The organism is Hydrogenophaga sp., from assembly GCF_965657535.1.
GTDB lineage: Bacteria > Pseudomonadota > Gammaproteobacteria > Burkholderiales > Burkholderiaceae_C > Hydrogenophaga.
In genome coordinates, this window is the sequence record NZ_CBFHOP010000001.1 from 416347 (window position 1) to 434371 (window position 18025).

An 18025-nucleotide genomic window follows, 5' to 3' on the forward strand; every position below is an offset into this window, starting at 1 on the left:
GGGTTGTATGGGCGGTGTCAGCGCGGGTGCATCGCAGCATCGCTAGAATGGCCAGCCCCAGGGAATCCTGAAACCAAAAACCCACGTCCATGAAACTCATCGGTGCCATCACCAGCCCTTACGTGCGCAAAGTGCGCGTCGTCATGGCCGAGAAAAAGCTCGACTACCAGTTTGTGCCTGAAGACGTGTGGGCCGCCGACACCAAGATCACCGCCTCCAACCCGCTGGGCAAGGTGCCTTGCCTGGTCATGGAAGGCGGCGAAGCCGTGTTTGACTCGCGCGTCATCGTGGAATACCTCGACACGCTCTCACCCGTGGGCAAACTCATCCCCACGCAGGGGCGCGAACGCGCCGAGGTGAAAACCTGGGAAGCGCTGGCCGACGGCGTGCTGGACGCGGCCATCCTGGCCCGCCTGGAAGCCACCTGGCCCGGGCGCACCGATGCCCAGCGCAGCGACGCGTGGATTGAGCGCCAGATGGGCAAGATCCACGCCGCGCTGACCTCGATGAGCCAGGGACTGGGCGACAAGGCGTTTTGCTCGGGCGTGCATCTGAGCCTGTCCGACGTGGCGGTGGGCTGTGCCCTGGGCTACCTCGACTTCCGCTTCCCCGCCGTTGAGTGGCGCACGCCCTACCCCAACCTCGCCAAACTCAGCGACAAGCTGGCGCTGCGCCAGAGCTTCATCGACAGCAAACCCGACTGAGCCTCTTTGCGCCTGCGGTTTGGAGGTGGGTTGCAGGTGGTTTTCAAGGCCTTGAGGTGGCTTTGCCGGTGTTGGCCCGGCAGCTTGTGCGGCTGTCACACGCGCTAAGGTTTGGCTGTTGCGTGCCGATACAAACGGCACAACGATCGAATCCCGCTGTGCCGCCTGGTTTGCCGGCGACCGCATTAGACACCCCGACGACATGAACCAGAACACCCCAGACGTTGCTGCACCGATGCCCATCGACGAGAGCGACGGTTTCACGCAGCAGCGCGCCTACGCAGGCGATGTGCTTTACACCGAAGGCATGCCCTGCACCCACATGTACGTGGTGAAGGAGGGCGTGATCGACATCTACATGATGCGCGAGGAAAAACGGGTGGTGGTGGAGTCGCTGGGCAAGGGCCAGTGCTTTGGCATGACGCCGCAGGTGCTCAACGGCCGGCGCACCAACAACGCCGCTGCGCGCACCTACAGCGAGTTGTACCTGATTGGCATTGAAACGCTGGACCAGGAAATGAATGCCACGCCGAAGTTCACGCGCGGTATGGTGCGCACGCTCGCCGAGCGCCTGGCCGTGGCGCACGAACTGATTGCCACCCGGGTCAACTACCAGCCCGATGTGCTGGTGTACGCCCAGTTGCTGAACCTGCTGGGCATGGCCGACCTGGGCAGGCACAAGGCGGACCTGAAGGGGCAGCAAGGGCAGCCCGTGCTGGCCAGCCCAGCGCTGACCGATGTGTTCGCTAACGCCCGGGCGCTGCTGGGGCATTCCGATGTGCACATCCGGGACAGCATTGGCAAGCTGCTGATGCTGCATCTGATTCGAATCGAAGACGAAAAAGGCAACGGCAAACGCGTCATTTTTTCGCCCAAAGACATCGTGCTGCAGGCCCGAAAAATCGCCAGCACTCACAAGGACCAAGGCAAGCTCGATTACGAATATGTCAACGTGGACGAGTTCTCGGCGCTGGTGGATGTGGACCGCTCCACCCTGCTCAGGAAGCTGGCGGGCAGCGAATTTGCCGAAGATATTTTCACCTTCCGCAAGAGCGAAATTCTGCGTTTGCTGAACGACAAGGGCAAGAAATTTTTCTCAGACCGCAAGATCAAGCCGCCCGAGGAATTCACCGACATCAGCGACATCGAGTTCGCCGACCAGAAGTCCGTTTTTGAGGCGGTGTCGCGCTGCGACACCTACGACTTGGCCAAGCTGCTCAGTACCATCCCGGAAGAAAGTGTGAAGAGCAAGATTCTGGCGAGCCTGTCACGCGCCAAACGCGAAGAGGTGGAACACGATCTGGCCACCGTGGGCGAGGTGGACGCGGTGGAGGTGTTGCAGATCGGCAAGCTCATCATCGGCCAGGTCAAACACAAAATGACCCAGCGCTGAGCCGCCCCGTTCAGCTGTTGGCGCGGCGCTTGAGCCAGCGCATCAGCCCACCCACCACGGGCAGTTTTTCGTACAACTCTTCGGCGGCGTCCCAGTAATCACGGTGGTCGCTGATGCGGCCATCCGCTGCCAGCACCAGGTGCGAGCCACCCCGAATCACTTGTTCGGTGGTGGTGTCAAAGCGCTTGAAGCGAAAGCGGAATTCCCACACCAGAAAAGCCTGCACGCCTTCCACCACTTGCTGCGTGACCACAAAGCGCGGCTGGTGCAGGTTGTGGAACATGTGTTCAAAAATGCCTGTGATGGCGGGTACGCCCTGCACGGTGTTGAACGGGTCTTTGAAGCGCGCGTCGGGTGTGTAGAGCGTGTCCATGGCCGCGAGCGATTGCGGTGACAAGGCTTCAAAAAAAGCGCTGATGCGCGCCACGGCGGCCCGGGATTCGGTGGGGTTCATGGGCGGTTGATGGGTGTGTCAAAGGCCGGTGAACCGGCGCACGACCGGAAAATACAGACGGTAGGGCAGCAGGCGCAGCAGTTTCATCCAGCGCGTGAAGCGCTTGGGGTAGTGGATGTCAAACGCGCCGTGGGCCCAGCCGGCAACCATGGCCTGCGCGGCCTGGTCGGGCGTGATCAATGCTGGCATGGTGAACTCGTTCTGGGCGGTGAGCGGGGTTTGCACAAAGCCGGGGTGTACCACGCTCACGCCCACGCCCAGCGGCTCCAGGTCGAGGTAAAGCGTTTCGGCCAGGTTGGTGAGTGCGGCCTTGGTGGGGCCGTAGGCGAGGCTTTTGGGCAAGCCCCGAAAGCCGGCCACGCTGCTGATCAGGCTCACATGGCCCCGGCCCCGGGCGATGAGGCTGGGCAACACGGCGTCAAGCACGTGCAGGGCGCCGGTGTAGTTGATGTCCAGGTGGCGCTTCAGGTCGGTCATGTCCAGGGCGGTGGCGCGCATTTCGCGGTAGTGACCGGCGCAGTAAAGCACCAGGTCCAGCGGCCCTTGCTGCAAGATGGCCTGGGCGGTGCGGGTCACCGCCTGCGCGTCGGTCACGTCCAGCGGCCAGGCCTGGGGCATGAGGCGGCTGCCGTCGGCTACGGCGTGTTGGGCCACAAACGCATCGAGCGCGCTGGCGCTGCGGGCCGACACCAGCACCTGCGCACCCCGCGCTTGCAGCGCCGCCGCCGTGGCCGCGCCAATGCCGCTGGACGCGCCAACGAGCCAGACGCGCAGGCCTTGCCAGTCGGCGAGGGGCGGGTTGAAGGGGCGCAGCAGGAGCCCGCCGCGTCGCTGTTGCGCGGGGCGGTTTGTGCGCGCGGGGCTGGGTTCAACAAAACTGCTTTGGGGTGTCATGGGTGGGGCCAGTAGGTCAATTGATTCGTGTCAGGTGTTTTTGGCGCCGGAGTGCGACCCGCACAGCGTGAAGCGGTGGCCGCCAAGGTCACCGCCGGGCTGGCTTCGCCGGTCGGCCAGTGCCGCCCCCTTGGGGGGTGACGCGCAGCGGCGCTTCATCTCTTTACAAAGGACAAGGTGACTTCGCCCAGGCGCACGCCGAACTTGCTCATGACCGCTTTGTTGAGCATGACGCGCTCGTCCATGAGGTACATCCAGTCGTCAAAGGTGACGTTCCAGACGCGGCCATCGACCGGCAGGGCCAGGGTGTAGCCCCAGCGAAAGGCGTTGCCGCGGGTCTCGCCCAGGGCTTCGCCCACCACGTCGTCGGCGGTGCCGCTGTAGCGGCCTTCACCCAGGTGTTTCATGCGCCAGATGCGCTTGCCGGTGGTGCCGTCGGAATACACAAAATCTTCATCAAGCACGCCGTTGTCGCCGTCCCAGGTGCAGCGCATGACCACGGTGAAACGCTTGACGACCTGGCCCGAACGGTCGGTGAACACACCGTAGGCGTCCAGCGTGCCGTTGAAATAGGTGCGCAGGTCCAGCGCAGGTTTTTCGCCCGCGTAGTTGCTGATCTGGGGGCCCGCGCAGCCGGTCAGGGTGGCCGCACCGGCCAGGCCGGCGGTGAGCAAAAGGCGTCGTTGCATGGTGGGGCTTTCTCAGGAAACGGGGTGGGGAATGGCGCGGGTGGCAGATGCCCGGCGCTCGGGCCGGATCACCAGCCCGTACAGGGCGCCGCCGGCCAGCAGCTTCAGGGCGCAGGGCAGCAGGCAATAGGCGATGGTGAGGGTTTGCAGCGCTTCGGGCGTGCGCGCGCCGGGGGTGTAGCCAAACCAGGCCAGGAGCGGCAGCGCCAGCCCGGCGGCGAGCGCCAGGTTGAGCTTGGCGGCAAAGCTCCACCAGCCAAAGTAGGCGCCTTCGCGCTGGCCGCGCTCGCCCAGCTGGCCAATGAGGCCCGCCAGCAGGGCGCCCGGCAAAGCCAGGTCGGTGCCCAGTGCCACGCCGGAGAGCGCACATACGATGAGAAACGCGGTGGTGTCGCCCGCGCCCAGCGTGGCCGCCCAGATGAACACCGCCACCGACAGGCCCATGCCCGCGAGCCAGGTGCGCGCCAGGCCCAGCCTGCCCACCAGCTTCACCCACAGCGGCATGGACAGCGCGGCGCACAGAAAGTAGGTGGCCAAAAACGCGGGCTCCAGGGCGGGCGGCGCTTGCAAGCGGTCTTGCACGAAAAACAGCACCAGCGTGGCGGGCACGGCGCTGGCGGTGCCGTTGAGCACAAACACCGCGAGCAGCCGCAAAAAGGCCGGCTGGCGCAGCGGTGACAGGGCCGGCGGCGCACCCGGCAGTGGCGCGGCAGCCGGTGCGGCGGGCGCGGGCACCAGCGAACGGCTCCAGGCCCAGCCGCCCAGGGCCAGCAGCACCGCAAAGGCCGACACCGTGGCGCCCAGGCCCAGCGTGCCGGGCAACACCGCAGCGAGCAGCACGCCCACCAAGGCCAGACCTTCGCGCCAGGCCACCACCCGGCTGCGCTGTGCCTCGGTGCCGCCCAGCCGTGCGCCCCAGGCCTGGTGCGCCACGCTCACCACGCTGAAGGCGGTGTAGGTCACAGCCATCACCGCGCCGGCCCAGCCCAGCAGGGCCGCCATGCCCGCGCTGCGCACGGCGGGCGGTGGAAACAGCAGGCCCCACAAACCCAGGGCCAGCACCACGGCGGCCACCGCCGCCACCGCCAGCACGGCGCGGGTGGAGCGGGCAAACAGGCGGTCGCACCAGCGGCCAATCCAGGGGTCGAGCACGGCGTCGATCAGGCGTGCGCCCAGCAGCACCGCACCCAGCGCGGCCAGCGGTGCGCCAAATTCGCGGGCGTAGTGGTTGGGCAAGATCACATACAGCGGCAGCGCCACAAACGCCAGAGGCAGGCCCAGCAGGCCGTAGCCCAGGGCATGGCGCCAGGCGCCAGGGCCAATAAAGCGCGCCGCCGGGTCTGTGGCCGCTGCGGCGGTGGGGTTCATGGTGTGCGCGGCGCCGCAGCGGCCGCCTGAATCAGCGTGGCGCGCATGGCGGGTTGCGAGGTTTTGGGCGATAGCCAGATGCCAAAAAACAGGCGCGAGAAATCTTCGTCGGCCAGCTCGCCGCGCAGCCGGCCGTTCAAATAAAAGCGCGCGCCGCTGCCGGGCACATGCACACCGGTGATGCGGTCGCCGCGCTGCACGTCGGGAAACAGTGCGCTCATGGCCGCCAGCCAGCGCGTGGCCTGCTCGGGTGTGATGGCTGCAATGCCGCGCATTTCGTCCATGGAGCGTTCGGCAATGTCGCGCCCCTTGAAGCTGCGCAGGTAGTTCAGTTCCAGCCCAAAGCGGTGTTGCTCGTAGCCCTTGGCGTCAAAGCCGGGGCTGGCCCACAGGCTGGCGTCGTACACCTCAAAGCCCCACACGCGCAGCCGCGAGTTGCCCAGAACCTGCTTGTCTTGCAGCGCAGCGCGGGCGGTGGGCTCGGGCGTGGTGGCCTGCACCGTGGCAGGCCACCACGCGGCGACCGTCACAGCCAGCAAAAACGCAGCCGCCGGGTGGACGCGGCGCAGGCGCAGGGGGCGGGTGGTGGACGGCATGGCGGGCTTTCGGTGGGTTGGCTTCAGCTGGGTTTCAGCCGGGTTTGCGCAGGGTGTACTGCACCACGTCGATGTTGGCGCCGGTGAAAGCGGCTTCGCAGTAGGCCAGATAGAACTCCCAGATGCGCAGGAAGCGCTGGTCAAAACCGAGCTGGAGCACGCGCTCTTGTTCGTGCAAAAACTGCTCGCGCCACAGCTGCAGGGTGCGGGCGTAGTCGGGGCCAAACGCAAACTCGTCCACCACTTCCAGACCGGCTTGGGCCGCTTGCGCGCGCAACTCGCGCGGGCAGGGCAGGCAGCCACCGGGGAAGATGTATTGCTGGATGAAGTCGGTGCCGGCGATGTAGCGTTCAAACAGCGCGTCGTCGATCACGATGCTCTGGATACAGGCGCGCCCACCGGGCTTGAGCAACTTGGACAGCGACTGAAAGTAGGTGGGCCAGTATTCACGGCCCACGGCCTCCAGCATTTCAATCGAGCAGATGGCGTCGAACGGACCGTCCGCAATGTCGCGATAGTCTTGCAAACGCAGTTCCGCGCGGTCTTGAACGCCGAGCTTTTCCACGCGTTGCTGCGCAAACGCCAGCTGCTCGGTGGACAGCGTTACGCCGGTGACGGACGCCCCGAATTCGGTGGTGGCTTTTTCGGCCAGCGCGCCCCAGCCGCAGCCAATTTCCAGCACCCGGTCGCCCGGCTGTACACCCGCCATGCGCAAGGCGCGGCGCACCTTGGCGTGTTGCGCGTCCACCATCGGCTGGTCGGGCGCTTCGAACAGGGCCGACGAGTAGTTCATCGTGCCGTCGAGCCAGAGTTCGTAAAAGGCATTGCCCAGGTCGTAGTGGGCGTGGATGTTTTTGCGGCTGTTGGCTTTGGAATTGCGGTTGAGCAGGTGGCGCACGCGGTAGACCAGGCGACCCACCCAAGAGCCGTAAATGGCGTCTTCCACCTCGCGTCGGTTGGCCACCATCAGGCCGAGCAAGGCGGTCAGGTTGGGGGTGCTCCAGTCGCCAGCAATGAAGCTTTCTGCAAAGCCAATATCGCCCGACTTGAGCACCGCACGGCACATGTTCCAGTTGGCCATGTGCAGGGTGACGTGGGGGCCGTCGGTGCTGCCAAAGCGCTGTACCGAGCCGTCGGGCAGCTGCAGCGTGAGGCTGCCGTGGCGCAGGCGCTGCAGCAGCTGCATGAGGGTGCGGGCAGCGGCAGGGGCGTTGCGGGGCAGGGCGAAGCCGGCGGGGTTGTCGGTGGCGGTGGTGCTGTTCATGGGCGTTGAAGGGTTCAGCGGGGGCGCGTGTGCGCGGGCGCATCGCCTGCGGTCACGAAGTCGCGCGGGGCGGCGGGCTGGCGAAAAAACGGGGTCTGCTTGAGCCACAGGCGCACGGCCTGCCAGTGGATGCGGGCGACCACACCCAGCGTCATGGCTGGGTGGGCCCACAGGGCGCGGCGCAGGGTTTGCGCGGTCAGGGGCTCCAGCACACCGCTGACACTGGTGTTGATGAGCACCGGGGCGTCTGCGGCGTCAAAGTAGTCGATGCGGGCCACGGTGCGCTCGGTGTCGGCGTGTTGGGTGCGCATGAACACAAAACGGTAGTGTCCACGCACGGGGCAAAACGGCGACACGTGAAACACCTTGTCGGCTGTGCAGGGTACGCCCAGACGCGGTGCGTCCAGCAGGTAGCAGTGCCGTTCGCCAAAGGTGTTGTTCACCTCGGCCAGCACGGCGCGCAGGCTGCCGTCGGGGCGGTGGCAATACCAGAAGCTCACTGGCTTGAAGCTGTAGCCCAGCACGCGCGGGTAGGTGTGCAGCCACACCTCGCCCTGCGCGTCGGTGATGCCGTGCTGCAGCAGCAGCTGGTCGAGCCAGGCCAGGCTGTCCGGGCCGCCGTCGCCGTGGTCGCTGTCGTGAAACGCGAGCGCAGCGCGGCGGTTGCGGGCCAGCGCGCCGGGTCCGTGAGCACGCAGGCTGCGCATGGGCAGCATCAAGAAATAGGTGGGGTAGACGAAGGCGTTGCGGTGCGGGCGGTGGCGCGCGTGGCGCACCTGCCCGAAGCCAATCAAAGCAGCGTTTGCTTGGGATGGCCCGACTTGGGGCTGCCCGGCGCTCGGGTCCGTTGCTTCTACGCTGGCGCCTCCCCGATTCATGCAAACACCCCTGGCAGTGCCGCGCGGCGGGTGTCGGCGGGGTCGCTTGTGGCGGTGATGCCGTGCGCGTCCATCAGGGCTCGGGCCGCTTGCAGGCCAGCCTTCAGGCCGTCTTCGTGAAAGCCGTAGCCCATCCAGGCGCCGGCAAAAAAGCTGTGTTGCTGGCCTTGCATGGCAGGCACGCGGGCTTGCGCCCGAATGGCCGCGAGGTCAAAAACCGGGTGGGCGTAGGTGTATTCGCCCACCACTTTGGCCGGGTCGATGGGGCTTTGCGGGTTCAGCGACACCACCACCGGCTGCTGCACCGGCAGCGGTTGCAGCTGGTTGAGCAGGTAGTGCAGGCACACCTGGGCCGATTCGGTGTCGGCGCTGGGCGAGCGTTCGTAGTTCCAGGCCGCCCAGGCTTTTATGTGCTGAGGCAACACGGCCGTGTCGGTGTGCAGCACGGCGTGGTTGGGCTGGTAGCGGATGGCGCCGAGCACGGCGGTTTCTTCGGCAGACGCCTGGTCGCCAAGCAGCGCCAGCGTCTGGTCGCTGTGGCAGGCGAACACCACCGCGTCGAACCGTTCCACCTGGCCCGGGGTGAGCACGCGCACACCTTGCTCGTCGCGCAGCACCTGGTGCACCGGGGTGTTCAGGCGGCGGTCGGGAATGCGGGCGGTGATCTTGTCCACATACTGGCGCGCGCCGCCGGCCACGGTGTACCACTGAGGCCGGTTGGTGATCTGGATCAGGCCGTGGTTGTGGCAAAAGCGCACCATGGTGGCCACCGGGAAGGCCAGCATCTGGTCGGTCGGGCAGCTCCAGATGCAGCCCATCATGGGCAGGAAGTACCAGTCCCGGAACTCGTCGGAAAAGCGTTGTTCGCGCAGAAACTCGCCCAACGGCTGCAGCAGCGGGCTGTTGGGCCGCAGGTCTTCGCCACGCTCTGCCAGCTTCGTGGTGATGCGGTTGAAGCGCACGATGTCGGCCAGCATGCGCCAAAAGCGCGGGTTGGTCAGGTTGCGACGCTGCGCAAACACGGTGGACAGGCTGGAGCCGCTCCATTCCAGCGTGCCGCCGTCGGGCGCGGCGCCGGGGGCTTGCACGGAAAACGACATGTCCGACTTGGCAATCGGCACGTCCAGCGCAGCAAACAGCGCCAGCAAATTGGGGTAGGTGCGTTCGTTGAGCACCAGAAAGCCGGTGTCCACCCCGAAGGTGGTGGGCACGCCTTGCGCGTTGGGCAAGGTCATGTCGACCGTGTGGGTGTGGCCACCAAAGTAGTCGCCGGCTTCAAACAGGGTGATGTCGGCCAGCCCTTGCAGGGTGTGGGCGGCGGCTAAGCCAGCGATACCCGAGCCAATGATGGCTACCCGGGGCTGGCGCGGATGGTGTGCGGAGGGTTGGGCAGCGGGTGCGCGGGGGTCTGAATACATGGGTCAGACGCCGGTGCGGTGAAGCGGCGCACGACCGGCAGAAGAAGAAAAGCCTGCGAAGCGCCCCGAGACGAACAAGGGAGGGAGGGAGGAGGAGGAGAACCGCCTCGGGATTGCATCCAGACACGCGCCTGGAAGGCTTCGCAGTGCAGAAACGGGCTGCGGGTGGGCTGTTGCAGCCGGCACCCGCAGGGTCCTCGTTGAGAGCGCTGGCGGATCAAAAAAGTTCCGCTGAATGTTGTTGGCCATGGTTCCCTCCAGACCGGTGGTCGGTGTCTGCTTGTGGTTGGTGTTCAAGTGCTGCAGGCTTAAAAATATACTAATTGGTTTTATTGTGACTGAACAGTCACAATTTGGTCGATAGCAATCGCTCAATATCCTTAATCAAATCAGGGTTATTGGGTTCCACAGCGCTGCCAAAGCTGCGCACTGTCTGCCCGTCGCGCCCGATCAGGTACTTGTGGAAGTTCCACTGCGGCGTCTGGCCGGTGCGGTTGGCGAGCTGTTGGTACAGCGGGTTGGCGTCGCGGCCTACCACCGTGGTTTTGCTGAACATCGGAAATTTCACGCCAAAGGTGTTCTCGCAAAAATCGGCAATGGCCTGGTTGTTGCCGGGTTCCTGGCGGCCGAAGTTGTTGGACGGGAAGCCCAGCACCACCAGCCCGCGGGCCTGGTAGCGCGCGTGCAGCGCCTCCAGCCCCTCGTATTGGCCGGTAAAGCCGCAAAAGCTGGCGGTGTTGACCACCAGCACCACCTGGCCGGCGTACTGGCAGAGCGATTGGGGTTTTTCATCCTGCAGCCGGTCAAAGCGGTGCTGCAGCAGGGGGGCGCAGGTGGTGTTGGCGCTGGCCGCCTTGGCGGGTAGCGGCTGGGCCTGAACCGTCAGGCCCAGGCCCAGGCCCAGGGCCAAGCCCAATGCCCAGCCACAGAAAACCGCCACCGGCCTGGGTCGCCATCCGCTTTGTGCGGGCTTGCCATAGACAACTCGCTCGTTCATATATAAAACTCCATAATGCGGTAAACCATTGAATCATTTGTCCATGACAAGTTCAAGCCTCACCGCCGAGATTCGCCACACGATCGCCGATGTCGAGCGCGACACCGGGCTGTCCAAAGACACACTGCGGGTGTGGGAGCGGCGCTATGGCTTTCCCACCCCCGAGCGCGACGCGCTGGGGGAGCGCCAATACGACGACACCCAGCTGCTGCGGTTGCGCCACATTCGCCGCCTGCTCGATGCCGGCCACCGCCCGGGTGGCGTGGTGGCGTTGCCTTTGGAACAGCTGCTGCAACTGGGTACGCAAGCGAACGACGAACGGATTCAAACCCCCGCTGCCGAGCCGCCATCGGCTCGCCCGGGCAAAACCCGCACCCAAGCGGCCGCCCAGCCCACGGAGGGCCCGCGCGGCGTGCCGGTGGAGCACTGGATGCAGCTGCTGCGCCAGCACCAGGCCCACGAACTGCGCCAGGCCATGAACCAGTACCTGTTGGCCCATGGCCTGGCCTCGCTGATCCGCGACGGCGTCACCGCCATGAACGTGCGCGTGGGCCAGTCTTGGCTGGAAGGCCAGCTCGCGGTGTTTGAAGAACACCTGTACACCGAGGTGGTGCAAGCCCTGCTGCGACACGCCATGGCCCAGGTGGCTTCGAACCAGCCGCGCCACCCACCCCGCGTGTTGCTGACCACGGTGCCCGGCGAGCCCCACGCCCTGGGCCTGCTCATGGCTGAAAGCTTCATGGTGCTGGAAGGTTGTGACACCGTGGCGCTGGGGGTGCAAACCCCCTTGCCCGACATCGTGGCGGCGGCCCGCGCCTACCGCGCGGACGTGGTGGCTCTGAGCTTCACGGCCGTACAAAACCCGCGCGACGTGCTGGCAGCGCTGGCCCGTTTGCGCGAACGCCTGCCGCCCAAGGTGGAGATCTGGGCTGGTGGCCAGTCGCCTGCGCTTTACCGCCAGCGCCGCGGTTTGGGCGCTGCGCAAGCACCCGCCTTTTGGCCCATGGGCCAGCTTGACGACATCACCGCCGGTGTGGCGCGCTGGCGCGCAGGCGCTGCCGAAGCCCAAGCGCAGCCCGCACCGGAGGCCATATGAGCGGCTTTCGTGGCAACAAAGCCAGCCTGCCCCAGAAACCGTGCGCCGCTTGCGGCCGCCCCATGACCTGGCGCAAAAAATGGGCACGCACTTGGGAGCAGGTGAAGTTTTGTAGCGACCGCTGCCGCGCCGCCGCCAAAGACCGCCCAGCATGATCCCCGCCATCCCTAACCCGCTGCGCCGTCTGGTGCTGGTGCTGGGCGACCAGCTCTGGCTGGGCAACCCGGCGCTGGCCGGTTTCGACCCGGCGCAAGACGCCGTGCTCATGATCGAAGCACCCGGCGAAGCGACCCAGGTCTGGAACCACAAGGCGCGCATTGTGTTGTTCTTGTCGGCCATGCGGCACTTCCAGCAGACCCTGACCGAGGCCGCTTTGCCCTGCCACTACCTGGCATGGGACGCCCCGGCGCTGGAAAGCCTGCCCAGCCTGCCCGCCCGGCTGGCGCATACGCTGGCATCGCTCGCGCCTCAATCGCTGTGGGTGTGCGAGCCGGGCGAATGGCGGCTGCAGCAAGACATAGAAGCCGTAGCGCTGGCCGCTGGCGTGTCCCTGCAGTGGTTTGAAGACACCCATTTTTTGTGCAGCCGCCCGCGCTTTGCGCGCTGGGCCAGCGGGCGCAAAGAGTGGCGCATGGAGTACTTTTACCGCGAGATGCGCCGCGAACACGGCGTGCTCATGGACGGCAAAGAGCCGGTGGGCGGGCAGTGGAACTTTGACGCCGACAACCGCAAAAGCTACCCCAAGGCCGGGCCAGGCTGGATTCCCGAGCCCGCGCATTTTGAGCCCGATGCCACCACGCGCGAGGTGATCGCGCTGGTGCAAGCGCGCTTTCCCGACCACCCCGGCCAGCTCGACCACTTTGGGTGGGCCGTGACCGCAGCGCAGGCACAACAAGCCCTGCAGCGGTTTGTGGACGACCGGCTCGAATGCTTCGGTGCGTTCCAGGACGCCATGTGGAGCAACACCCCGTTTGGCTGGCATTCACTCTTGTCGGTGGCGCTCAACCTGCACCTGATCGACCCGCGCGACGTGATCCGTGCGGCCGAAGCCGCCCACCACGAACGCGGCCTGCCGCTGGCCAGCGTGGAAGGCTTCATCCGCCAGATTCTGGGCTGGCGCGAGTTCATTCGCGGCGTGTACTGGCTGGACATGCCGGGCATGAAAACCGCCAACCACTTTGACCACCAGCGCGCGCTGCCGCGCTGGTACTGGACCGGCCAGACCCACATGGCCTGCATGAAAGACGCCATCGGCCAGACGCTCAAGCACGGCTACGCGCACCACATCCAGCGCCTCATGGTCACAGGCCAGTTTGCGCTGTTGGCGGAAGTGCAGCCGCAACAGGTGGCCGACTGGTACCTGGCGGTGTACGTGGACGCTGTGGAATGGGTGGAGCTGCCCAACGTGGCCGGCATGGCGCTGTTTGCCAACGGCGGGCGCTTCACCAGCAAACCCTATGTGGCCAGCGGACAATACATAGCCCGCATGAGCGACCACTGCCGCGGCTGCCGTTACCAGCCCGACCAGCGCACCGGCGAGCATGCCTGCCCGATGACCACGCTCTACTGGAACTTTCTGGACCGCCATGAGACCGAACTGGCAGCCAGTCCCCGCACCGCACTGATGGTGCGCAACCTCACGCGCCTGGCACCCGCCGAGCGCGAAGCCCTGCGCACGCAGGCCGCGCATACCCTTGCCAACCTCGATGGCTTGTAAGCGCCGTTTCACACCCGACGCCTAAAATCAAAAGCCACCTGCTAGCCGACCGAAAGCCCGACATGCTGTACCCCGAACTTTTTAAGCAACTCGAATCCGTCCGCTGGGACATGGACAAGGACATTCCCTGGGACAAGTTCGACGCCAGCGCACTCACCGACGAGCAGGCCCAGACGATCAAGATGAATGCCATCACCGAGTGGGCGGCGCTGCCGGCCACCGAAATGTTTTTGCGCGACAACCGCGACGACTCGGACTTCTCAGCCTTCATGTCGATCTGGTTTTTTGAAGAGCAGAAACACTCACTGGTGTTGATGGAGTACCTGCGCCGCTTCCGTCCCGAACTGGTGCCCACCGAGCAAGAACTGCACGATATTCGCTTTGAATTTGACCCCGCGCCGCCCCTGGAAACGTTGATGCTGCATTTCTGCGGTGAGATCCGTTTGAACCACTGGTACCGCCGCGCCAGCGAATGGCACACCGAGCCGGTGATCAAGCAGATTTACGCCACCTTGAGCCAGGACGAAGCCCGCCACGGCGGCGCCTACCTGCGTTACATGAAGCGCGCCATCGGCAAATTTGGCAGCGAAGCCAAGGTGGCGTTTGCCAAGGTGGGCGTGCTCATGGCCAGCGCCCGGCGCACCGCGCAGGCCCTTCACCCCACCAACCTGCACGTGAACAAGGCCATGTTCCCGAACGACACCATCCAGAGCAAACTGCCCAACCCCGAGTGGCTGGAGCACTGGCTGGACAAGCAGATCGACTTTGATGCCGTGTGGGAAACCCGGGTGGTCGACCGCATCTTGCACAACATGAGCTTGCTGATGGAGCAGCCCTTCAAGACCGTGCAAGAGCTCAACCGCTTCCGCAAGTCGCTGGCGGTGCCCGCTGCGGCCGAACCCCTGCCGACCTGAACGGCCCGAGGTGCCCACAAAAATGCCCGCAGCTGCGGGCATTTTTCATGGGGTTGGTCTGCCCTTTTTCTGCCCTTTTCAGGGCAATGTGGCTATGTTGCTGTCAACCTGCACGCCCACGGGCTGGCTACGGTCGCGCCGGCCGAGCGCCAGCCCGAGCACCAAGCCCCAGAAAGCCCCGGCCAGGTGGGCGGCTTGCACCACCGACATGTCGTTGCCCGCGTCCCACACGACCGGGTACGACCAGCCGCTTTCCAGCGCCAGCTTGCCCAGCAGGCCCAGCGCCAGCAGGCCGCCCCAGCGCCGCGCTTTGGGCACCGCGATGCGTTTGAGGATCAGTTGCACCGCCAACACCATGGCGCCCGCGTGCAGCAGGCCCGACAGACCCACGGCATATCCAATCTGCGGCCAGAGCAGCAGCGAGAGCTGAGTCAGGGGCCAGGCCAGCAGCCAAGCCACGGCGCAGGCCCGCGTGGGGCGAACCGTCCAGGCAAACGCAGCCAGGGCGCCCAGGGCCACCTGGTTGCCGATCAGGTGCGGTGTGTTCATGTGCACCCAGGGGCTGGTCCACGCGGTCCAGGGTTGTTGCAGCCAGCCGTCCGCGCGCCAAGTGAGCGCGTCCACCGTCTGGTCGCCGGCCCACCACATCAGCATGCTGGCCACGCCGTGCAGCGCACACAGCGCCAGCCAAGTGCGAGAAGCCTGGTTCATGCGCCCGATGCAGGGGCCGCCGGCTGGCCCAGCACGTATTGCCACAGGGCGCGTACCGCTGCAGCTTCTTGCATGACCAGCGCCGCCTCGACCTGGGTGGGCGCTTCGTCGAGCCGGGCGCGGTGCTGTATCTGTCGCAGCGTGCGGTAGGCGCTGGCGGCTGCAACGCCCATGCCGGGCAGCAGCAGACCAACGCGCTCGGCGCGTTCTAGCAGGTTGATGTTGCCGGTGTTGGCGCGCAGTTCGGGGTGCGCCTGCGACTGCGACAGCACCAGGTACTGCACCACAAACTCCACGTCCACCATGCCGCCCACGCTGTGCTTGACGTCAAACTGCGAGCCGTGCACCGGGTGCGCCGCGCGCACTTTTTCGCGCATGGCCACGATCTCGGCCGACAGGGCCACCGGGTCGCGCTCGGCCGTGATGACGGCTTCACGCACGGCGTCGAAACGGCTCGCCAGGGCTGGGCTGCCCATGACGAAGCGCGCACGCGTCATGGCCTGGTGTTCCCAGGTCCAGGCGGTGTTGCTGCCTCGGCGTTCCTGGTAGTTGGCGTAGGCGGTGAAGCTGGTCACCAGCAGGCCCGAGTTGCCGTTGGGCCGCAGCGCGGTGTCGATCTCGAACAGATCGCCTTCGCCGGTTTTCACCGTCATCCAGTTGATCATCTTGCGGATGAACGCGGCGTAGATCTCCGGCGCGTTTTCGTGCTCGTCTTCGTACACGAACACGATGTCGAGGTCGCTGCCGTAGCCCAGCTCTTTGCCACCGAGCTTGCCGTAGCCAATGATGGCCAGCGCAGGCGCTTCGCGGTGGCGATTTTTCAGCCGCGCCCAGCACCAGCGCGCAGTGGTGCGCAGCACCGCATCGGCCAGGGCCGACAAATCGTCGGCCACCTGTTCCACGCTGAGCACCTGCTCCAGGTCGCGTGCCAGGGTGCGAAACACCTCGGCGTGGTGGGCGCGGCGCAAGATGTTCAGCAGCTCTTCTTCGTCGTCCTCGCCGGTGGACTGCAGCGCCGCGCGTCGGGCTTGCAGCTCGGCTTCAAACTGCACCGGGTCGAAGCGGTCGGTCAGCAGTTGCTGGCTGGCCAGTTCGTCGATCACGCCGGGGTGTTTGAGCAAGTAGCGCGCGGGCCACTTGGCCGCGCCCAGCAGGCGCAGCAGGCGCTCGTGCACCGACGGTCTTTCCTGCAGCAGCGCCAGGTAACTTTCGCGGCGCAGCAGGGGCTCGATCCATTCGGCCATGCGCAGCGCCGCCGTTTCGCTCACGCGGCCTTCGTCCAGCCAGGCGCCGGTGCGCTCCACCAGCCGCACCAGGCGGGCGCGCGCGTCTTCGCGCAGGGCCAGCACACGTGGGTGCTCGCTCCAGTCACGCACCTTGGCGGCAAAGGCTTCGGGCAGTTGCGATAGCACGCCTTGCAAGTCGTCGGCGGGTGCCCGGCCATTGCCGTTTTTGCCGTTGCAGCCCTTGCCGTTGCAGCCGCCGTTGCCTGGGCCACCCAGCAGGGTGTCAAATTCCTGGGCCACCACCTCGCGGTGGGCGTCCAGCGTATGCAGAAACGCGCACACATTGGCGCAGCCCATGCTGGCGGCGATCCAGTTCAGGTCGTCGTCGCGCGTGGGCATGACGTGGGTCTGCTGGTCGTCCAGGTACTGGATGCGGTGCTCCACCCGGCGCAGAAAATCGTAGGCCTCGGCCAGTTCTTCCCCCGTGGCGGGCGGCATGAGATTGGCGCGGCACAGGCGGGTCAGCGCGTCCAGCGTGGGGCGGGTGCGCAGCTCGGGGAACTGGCCACCACGCACCACCTGCAGCAGCTGCACGGTGAATTCAATTTCACGGATACCGCCGCGCGAGAGCTTCACATCGTTGGCTCGGCCCGGGTTGCCGGCGGCGCGCTTGGCCGCGTGCTCGCGGATCTGGCGGTGCAAGGTGCGAAGTGCGTCGAACACGTTGTAGTCGAGGTACTTGCGAAACACGAACGGCAGCACCGCGCTGCGCAGTGCGCTGGCGCTTTTGTCTTGCACGCAGGCGGCGGGCGCAATGACCCGGCTTTTGAGCCAGGCAAAGCGTTCCCACTCGCGGCCCTGCACCTGAAAATACGCTTCCAGTGCGCCCAGCGACACCGCGCTGGGCCCGGAATTGCCGTTGGGCCGCAGCGCCAAGTCCACCCGGAACACATTGCCGTGTTCGGTGGTTTCCCCCACCGTGTTGTAAATGTGTTTGACGGCTTTGCCGAAATACTCGTGGTTGCTGATTTTGTTGCGGCCTTGCGCATTGCCTGCGGTCTCGCCGTCGGCGTCGTACACGTAGATCAGGTCGATGTCGCTCGACACATTGAGTTCGCGCGCACCCAGCTTGCCCATGCCGATGACCCACATCTGCGCACGCGGCTGCAGCGGGGCTCTCGGGCTGGCCTCGTTGCTGGCTTGCGCCACGGCGGCTGCCTGGCTTTCCACAAGGTTGGACCTGAGCCGCACCGGCAAGGGCTCAGGCGCGTCGGCCAGCGGCGCGCCGTACAGATCGTCCAGCTCGGCAAACGCCAGCGAGCAGGCGGCGTCCAGCGCGAGTTCGGCCAGTTCGGTCACGGCGCGGGTGACGGTGGCCAGCGAGGCGCCTTGCTCGCAGTCGAGCACCACCAGCCGTTCCAGCACCAGCTGGCGCAGCACGCGCAGCGCGGCCGGCATGGGCAGCCCGCGTTCGCGCAGCCGGGCCAGGCACACCTGCATGCTGGCGTGCACCGGTTCACCCAGTGGCAGGCAGTCCAGTTCCTGGGGGTAGCGCCGGCGCACGCGCTGCACGAAGCGCGAATAGTCGGCGCGGCGGTCAGCGGCGGTGAGCGGCGGACACGGGTTCGGCGGGGGATTCACATGTGGTGACAAAGCGGCATCGTTCGCTGCGGAACCTGTGGTGTGGCTGGCCGTCATAATTTGCG

The 18025-nt window shown here is 66.0% G+C and carries 17 protein-coding genes; 6 read left to right on the forward strand and 11 right to left on the reverse strand.

The genetic code is table 11. From position 1 onward, the window contains the following. Nucleotides 1-89 precede the first annotated feature (89 nt). Together ACTG4K_RS02060 and ACTG4K_RS02065 are read left to right on the forward strand one after the other, a co-directional pair. Nucleotides 90-704: a glutathione S-transferase N-terminal domain-containing protein gene (locus ACTG4K_RS02060; protein ID WP_439112531.1), complete on the forward strand. Its 615-nt coding sequence runs from the start codon at nt 90-92 to the stop codon at nt 702-704. A 202-nt stretch (nt 705-906) separates the two neighbouring features. Further along, the gene (locus ACTG4K_RS02065; RefSeq protein ID WP_439112532.1) at nt 907-2097 is read left to right on the forward strand and encodes a Crp/Fnr family transcriptional regulator; all 1191 of its coding nucleotides are present in this window, start codon (nt 907-909) and stop codon (nt 2095-2097) included. 10 nt (nt 2098-2107) lie between these two features. On the opposite strand, the gene ACTG4K_RS02070 is transcribed toward ACTG4K_RS02065, so the two are convergent. The 9 genes from ACTG4K_RS02070 to ACTG4K_RS02110 all read right to left on the reverse strand — a co-directional run bounded on the left by ACTG4K_RS02070 (nt 2108) and on the right by ACTG4K_RS02110 (nt 10655). Further along, nucleotides 2108-2551 (reverse strand): nuclear transport factor 2 family protein, encoded by a 444-nt coding sequence (locus tag ACTG4K_RS02070; protein ID WP_439112533.1) that lies wholly within the window; start codon nt 2549-2551, stop codon nt 2108-2110. An 18-nt stretch (nt 2552-2569) separates the two neighbouring features. Next, nucleotides 2570-3445, reverse strand: coding sequence for an SDR family NAD(P)-dependent oxidoreductase (locus ACTG4K_RS02075; RefSeq protein WP_439112534.1), 876 nt, complete (start codon nt 3443-3445; stop codon nt 2570-2572). A gap of 155 nt (nt 3446-3600) precedes the next feature. After that, nucleotides 3601-4134 carry a DUF3833 domain-containing protein gene (locus ACTG4K_RS02080; RefSeq protein ID WP_439112535.1) on the reverse strand — a complete coding sequence of 178 codons (534 nt, stop codon included), beginning with the start codon at nt 4132-4134 and terminating at the stop codon, nt 3601-3603. 12 nt (nt 4135-4146) lie between these two features. After that, nucleotides 4147-5502, reverse strand: a complete 1356-nt coding sequence (locus tag ACTG4K_RS02085; RefSeq protein WP_439112536.1) for an MFS transporter — start codon at nt 5500-5502, stop codon at nt 4147-4149. After that, nucleotides 5499-6098, reverse strand: a complete 600-nt coding sequence (locus ACTG4K_RS02090) for a chalcone isomerase family protein (RefSeq protein ID WP_439112537.1) — start codon at nt 6096-6098, stop codon at nt 5499-5501. Before ACTG4K_RS02090 ends, ACTG4K_RS02085 begins: the two co-directional genes overlap by 4 nt. A 34-nt stretch (nt 6099-6132) precedes the next feature. After that, nucleotides 6133-7362, reverse strand: coding sequence for a class I SAM-dependent methyltransferase (locus tag ACTG4K_RS02095; RefSeq protein ID WP_439112538.1), 1230 nt, complete (start codon nt 7360-7362; stop codon nt 6133-6135). Between the two features lie 14 nt (nt 7363-7376). After that, entirely contained in the window at nt 7377-8240 is an 864-nt protein-coding gene (locus tag ACTG4K_RS02100) for a DUF1365 domain-containing protein (protein ID WP_439112539.1), read from the reverse strand. Next, nucleotides 8237-9658: an NAD(P)/FAD-dependent oxidoreductase gene (locus ACTG4K_RS02105; protein ID WP_439112540.1), complete on the reverse strand. Its 1422-nt coding sequence runs from the start codon at nt 9656-9658 to the stop codon at nt 8237-8239. Before ACTG4K_RS02105 ends, ACTG4K_RS02100 begins: the two co-directional genes overlap by 4 nt. 346 nt (nt 9659-10004) lie before the next feature. Then, nucleotides 10005-10655: a glutathione peroxidase gene (locus tag ACTG4K_RS02110; protein ID WP_439112541.1), complete on the reverse strand. Its 651-nt coding sequence runs from the start codon at nt 10653-10655 to the stop codon at nt 10005-10007. Between the two features lie 43 nt (nt 10656-10698). Between ACTG4K_RS02110 and ACTG4K_RS02115 the strand changes: the two genes are divergently transcribed. The 4 genes from ACTG4K_RS02115 to ACTG4K_RS02130 all read left to right on the forward strand — a co-directional run bounded on the left by ACTG4K_RS02115 (nt 10699) and on the right by ACTG4K_RS02130 (nt 14382). Beyond that, nucleotides 10699-11751 carry a MerR family transcriptional regulator gene (locus ACTG4K_RS02115; protein WP_439112542.1) on the forward strand — a complete coding sequence of 351 codons (1053 nt, stop codon included), beginning with the start codon at nt 10699-10701 and terminating at the stop codon, nt 11749-11751. 62 nt (nt 11752-11813) lie between these two features. Continuing rightward, nucleotides 11814-11906, forward strand: coding sequence for a DUF2256 domain-containing protein (locus ACTG4K_RS02120; RefSeq protein WP_439112653.1), 93 nt, complete (start codon nt 11814-11816; stop codon nt 11904-11906). Then, a complete protein-coding gene (locus ACTG4K_RS02125) occupies nt 11903-13468 on the forward strand; it encodes a cryptochrome/photolyase family protein (protein ID WP_439112543.1) in 1566 nt (521 codons plus the stop codon). Before ACTG4K_RS02120 ends, ACTG4K_RS02125 begins: the two co-directional genes overlap by 4 nt. A gap of 62 nt (nt 13469-13530) precedes the next feature. Then, nucleotides 13531-14382, forward strand: coding sequence for a ferritin-like domain-containing protein (locus tag ACTG4K_RS02130; protein ID WP_439112544.1), 852 nt, complete (start codon nt 13531-13533; stop codon nt 14380-14382). Nucleotides 14383-14460: 78 nt separating this feature from the next. Here the strand turns inward: ACTG4K_RS02130 and ACTG4K_RS02135 are convergent, their stop codons facing one another. After that, nucleotides 14461-15093: a rhomboid family intramembrane serine protease gene (locus ACTG4K_RS02135; protein ID WP_439112545.1), complete on the reverse strand. Its 633-nt coding sequence runs from the start codon at nt 15091-15093 to the stop codon at nt 14461-14463. Further along, nucleotides 15090-18017: a bifunctional [glutamate--ammonia ligase]-adenylyl-L-tyrosine phosphorylase/[glutamate--ammonia-ligase] adenylyltransferase gene (gene glnE, locus ACTG4K_RS02140; protein WP_439112546.1), complete on the reverse strand. Its 2928-nt coding sequence runs from the start codon at nt 18015-18017 to the stop codon at nt 15090-15092. Before glnE ends, ACTG4K_RS02135 begins: the two co-directional genes overlap by 4 nt. Nucleotides 18018-18025: the final 8 nt, after the last annotated feature.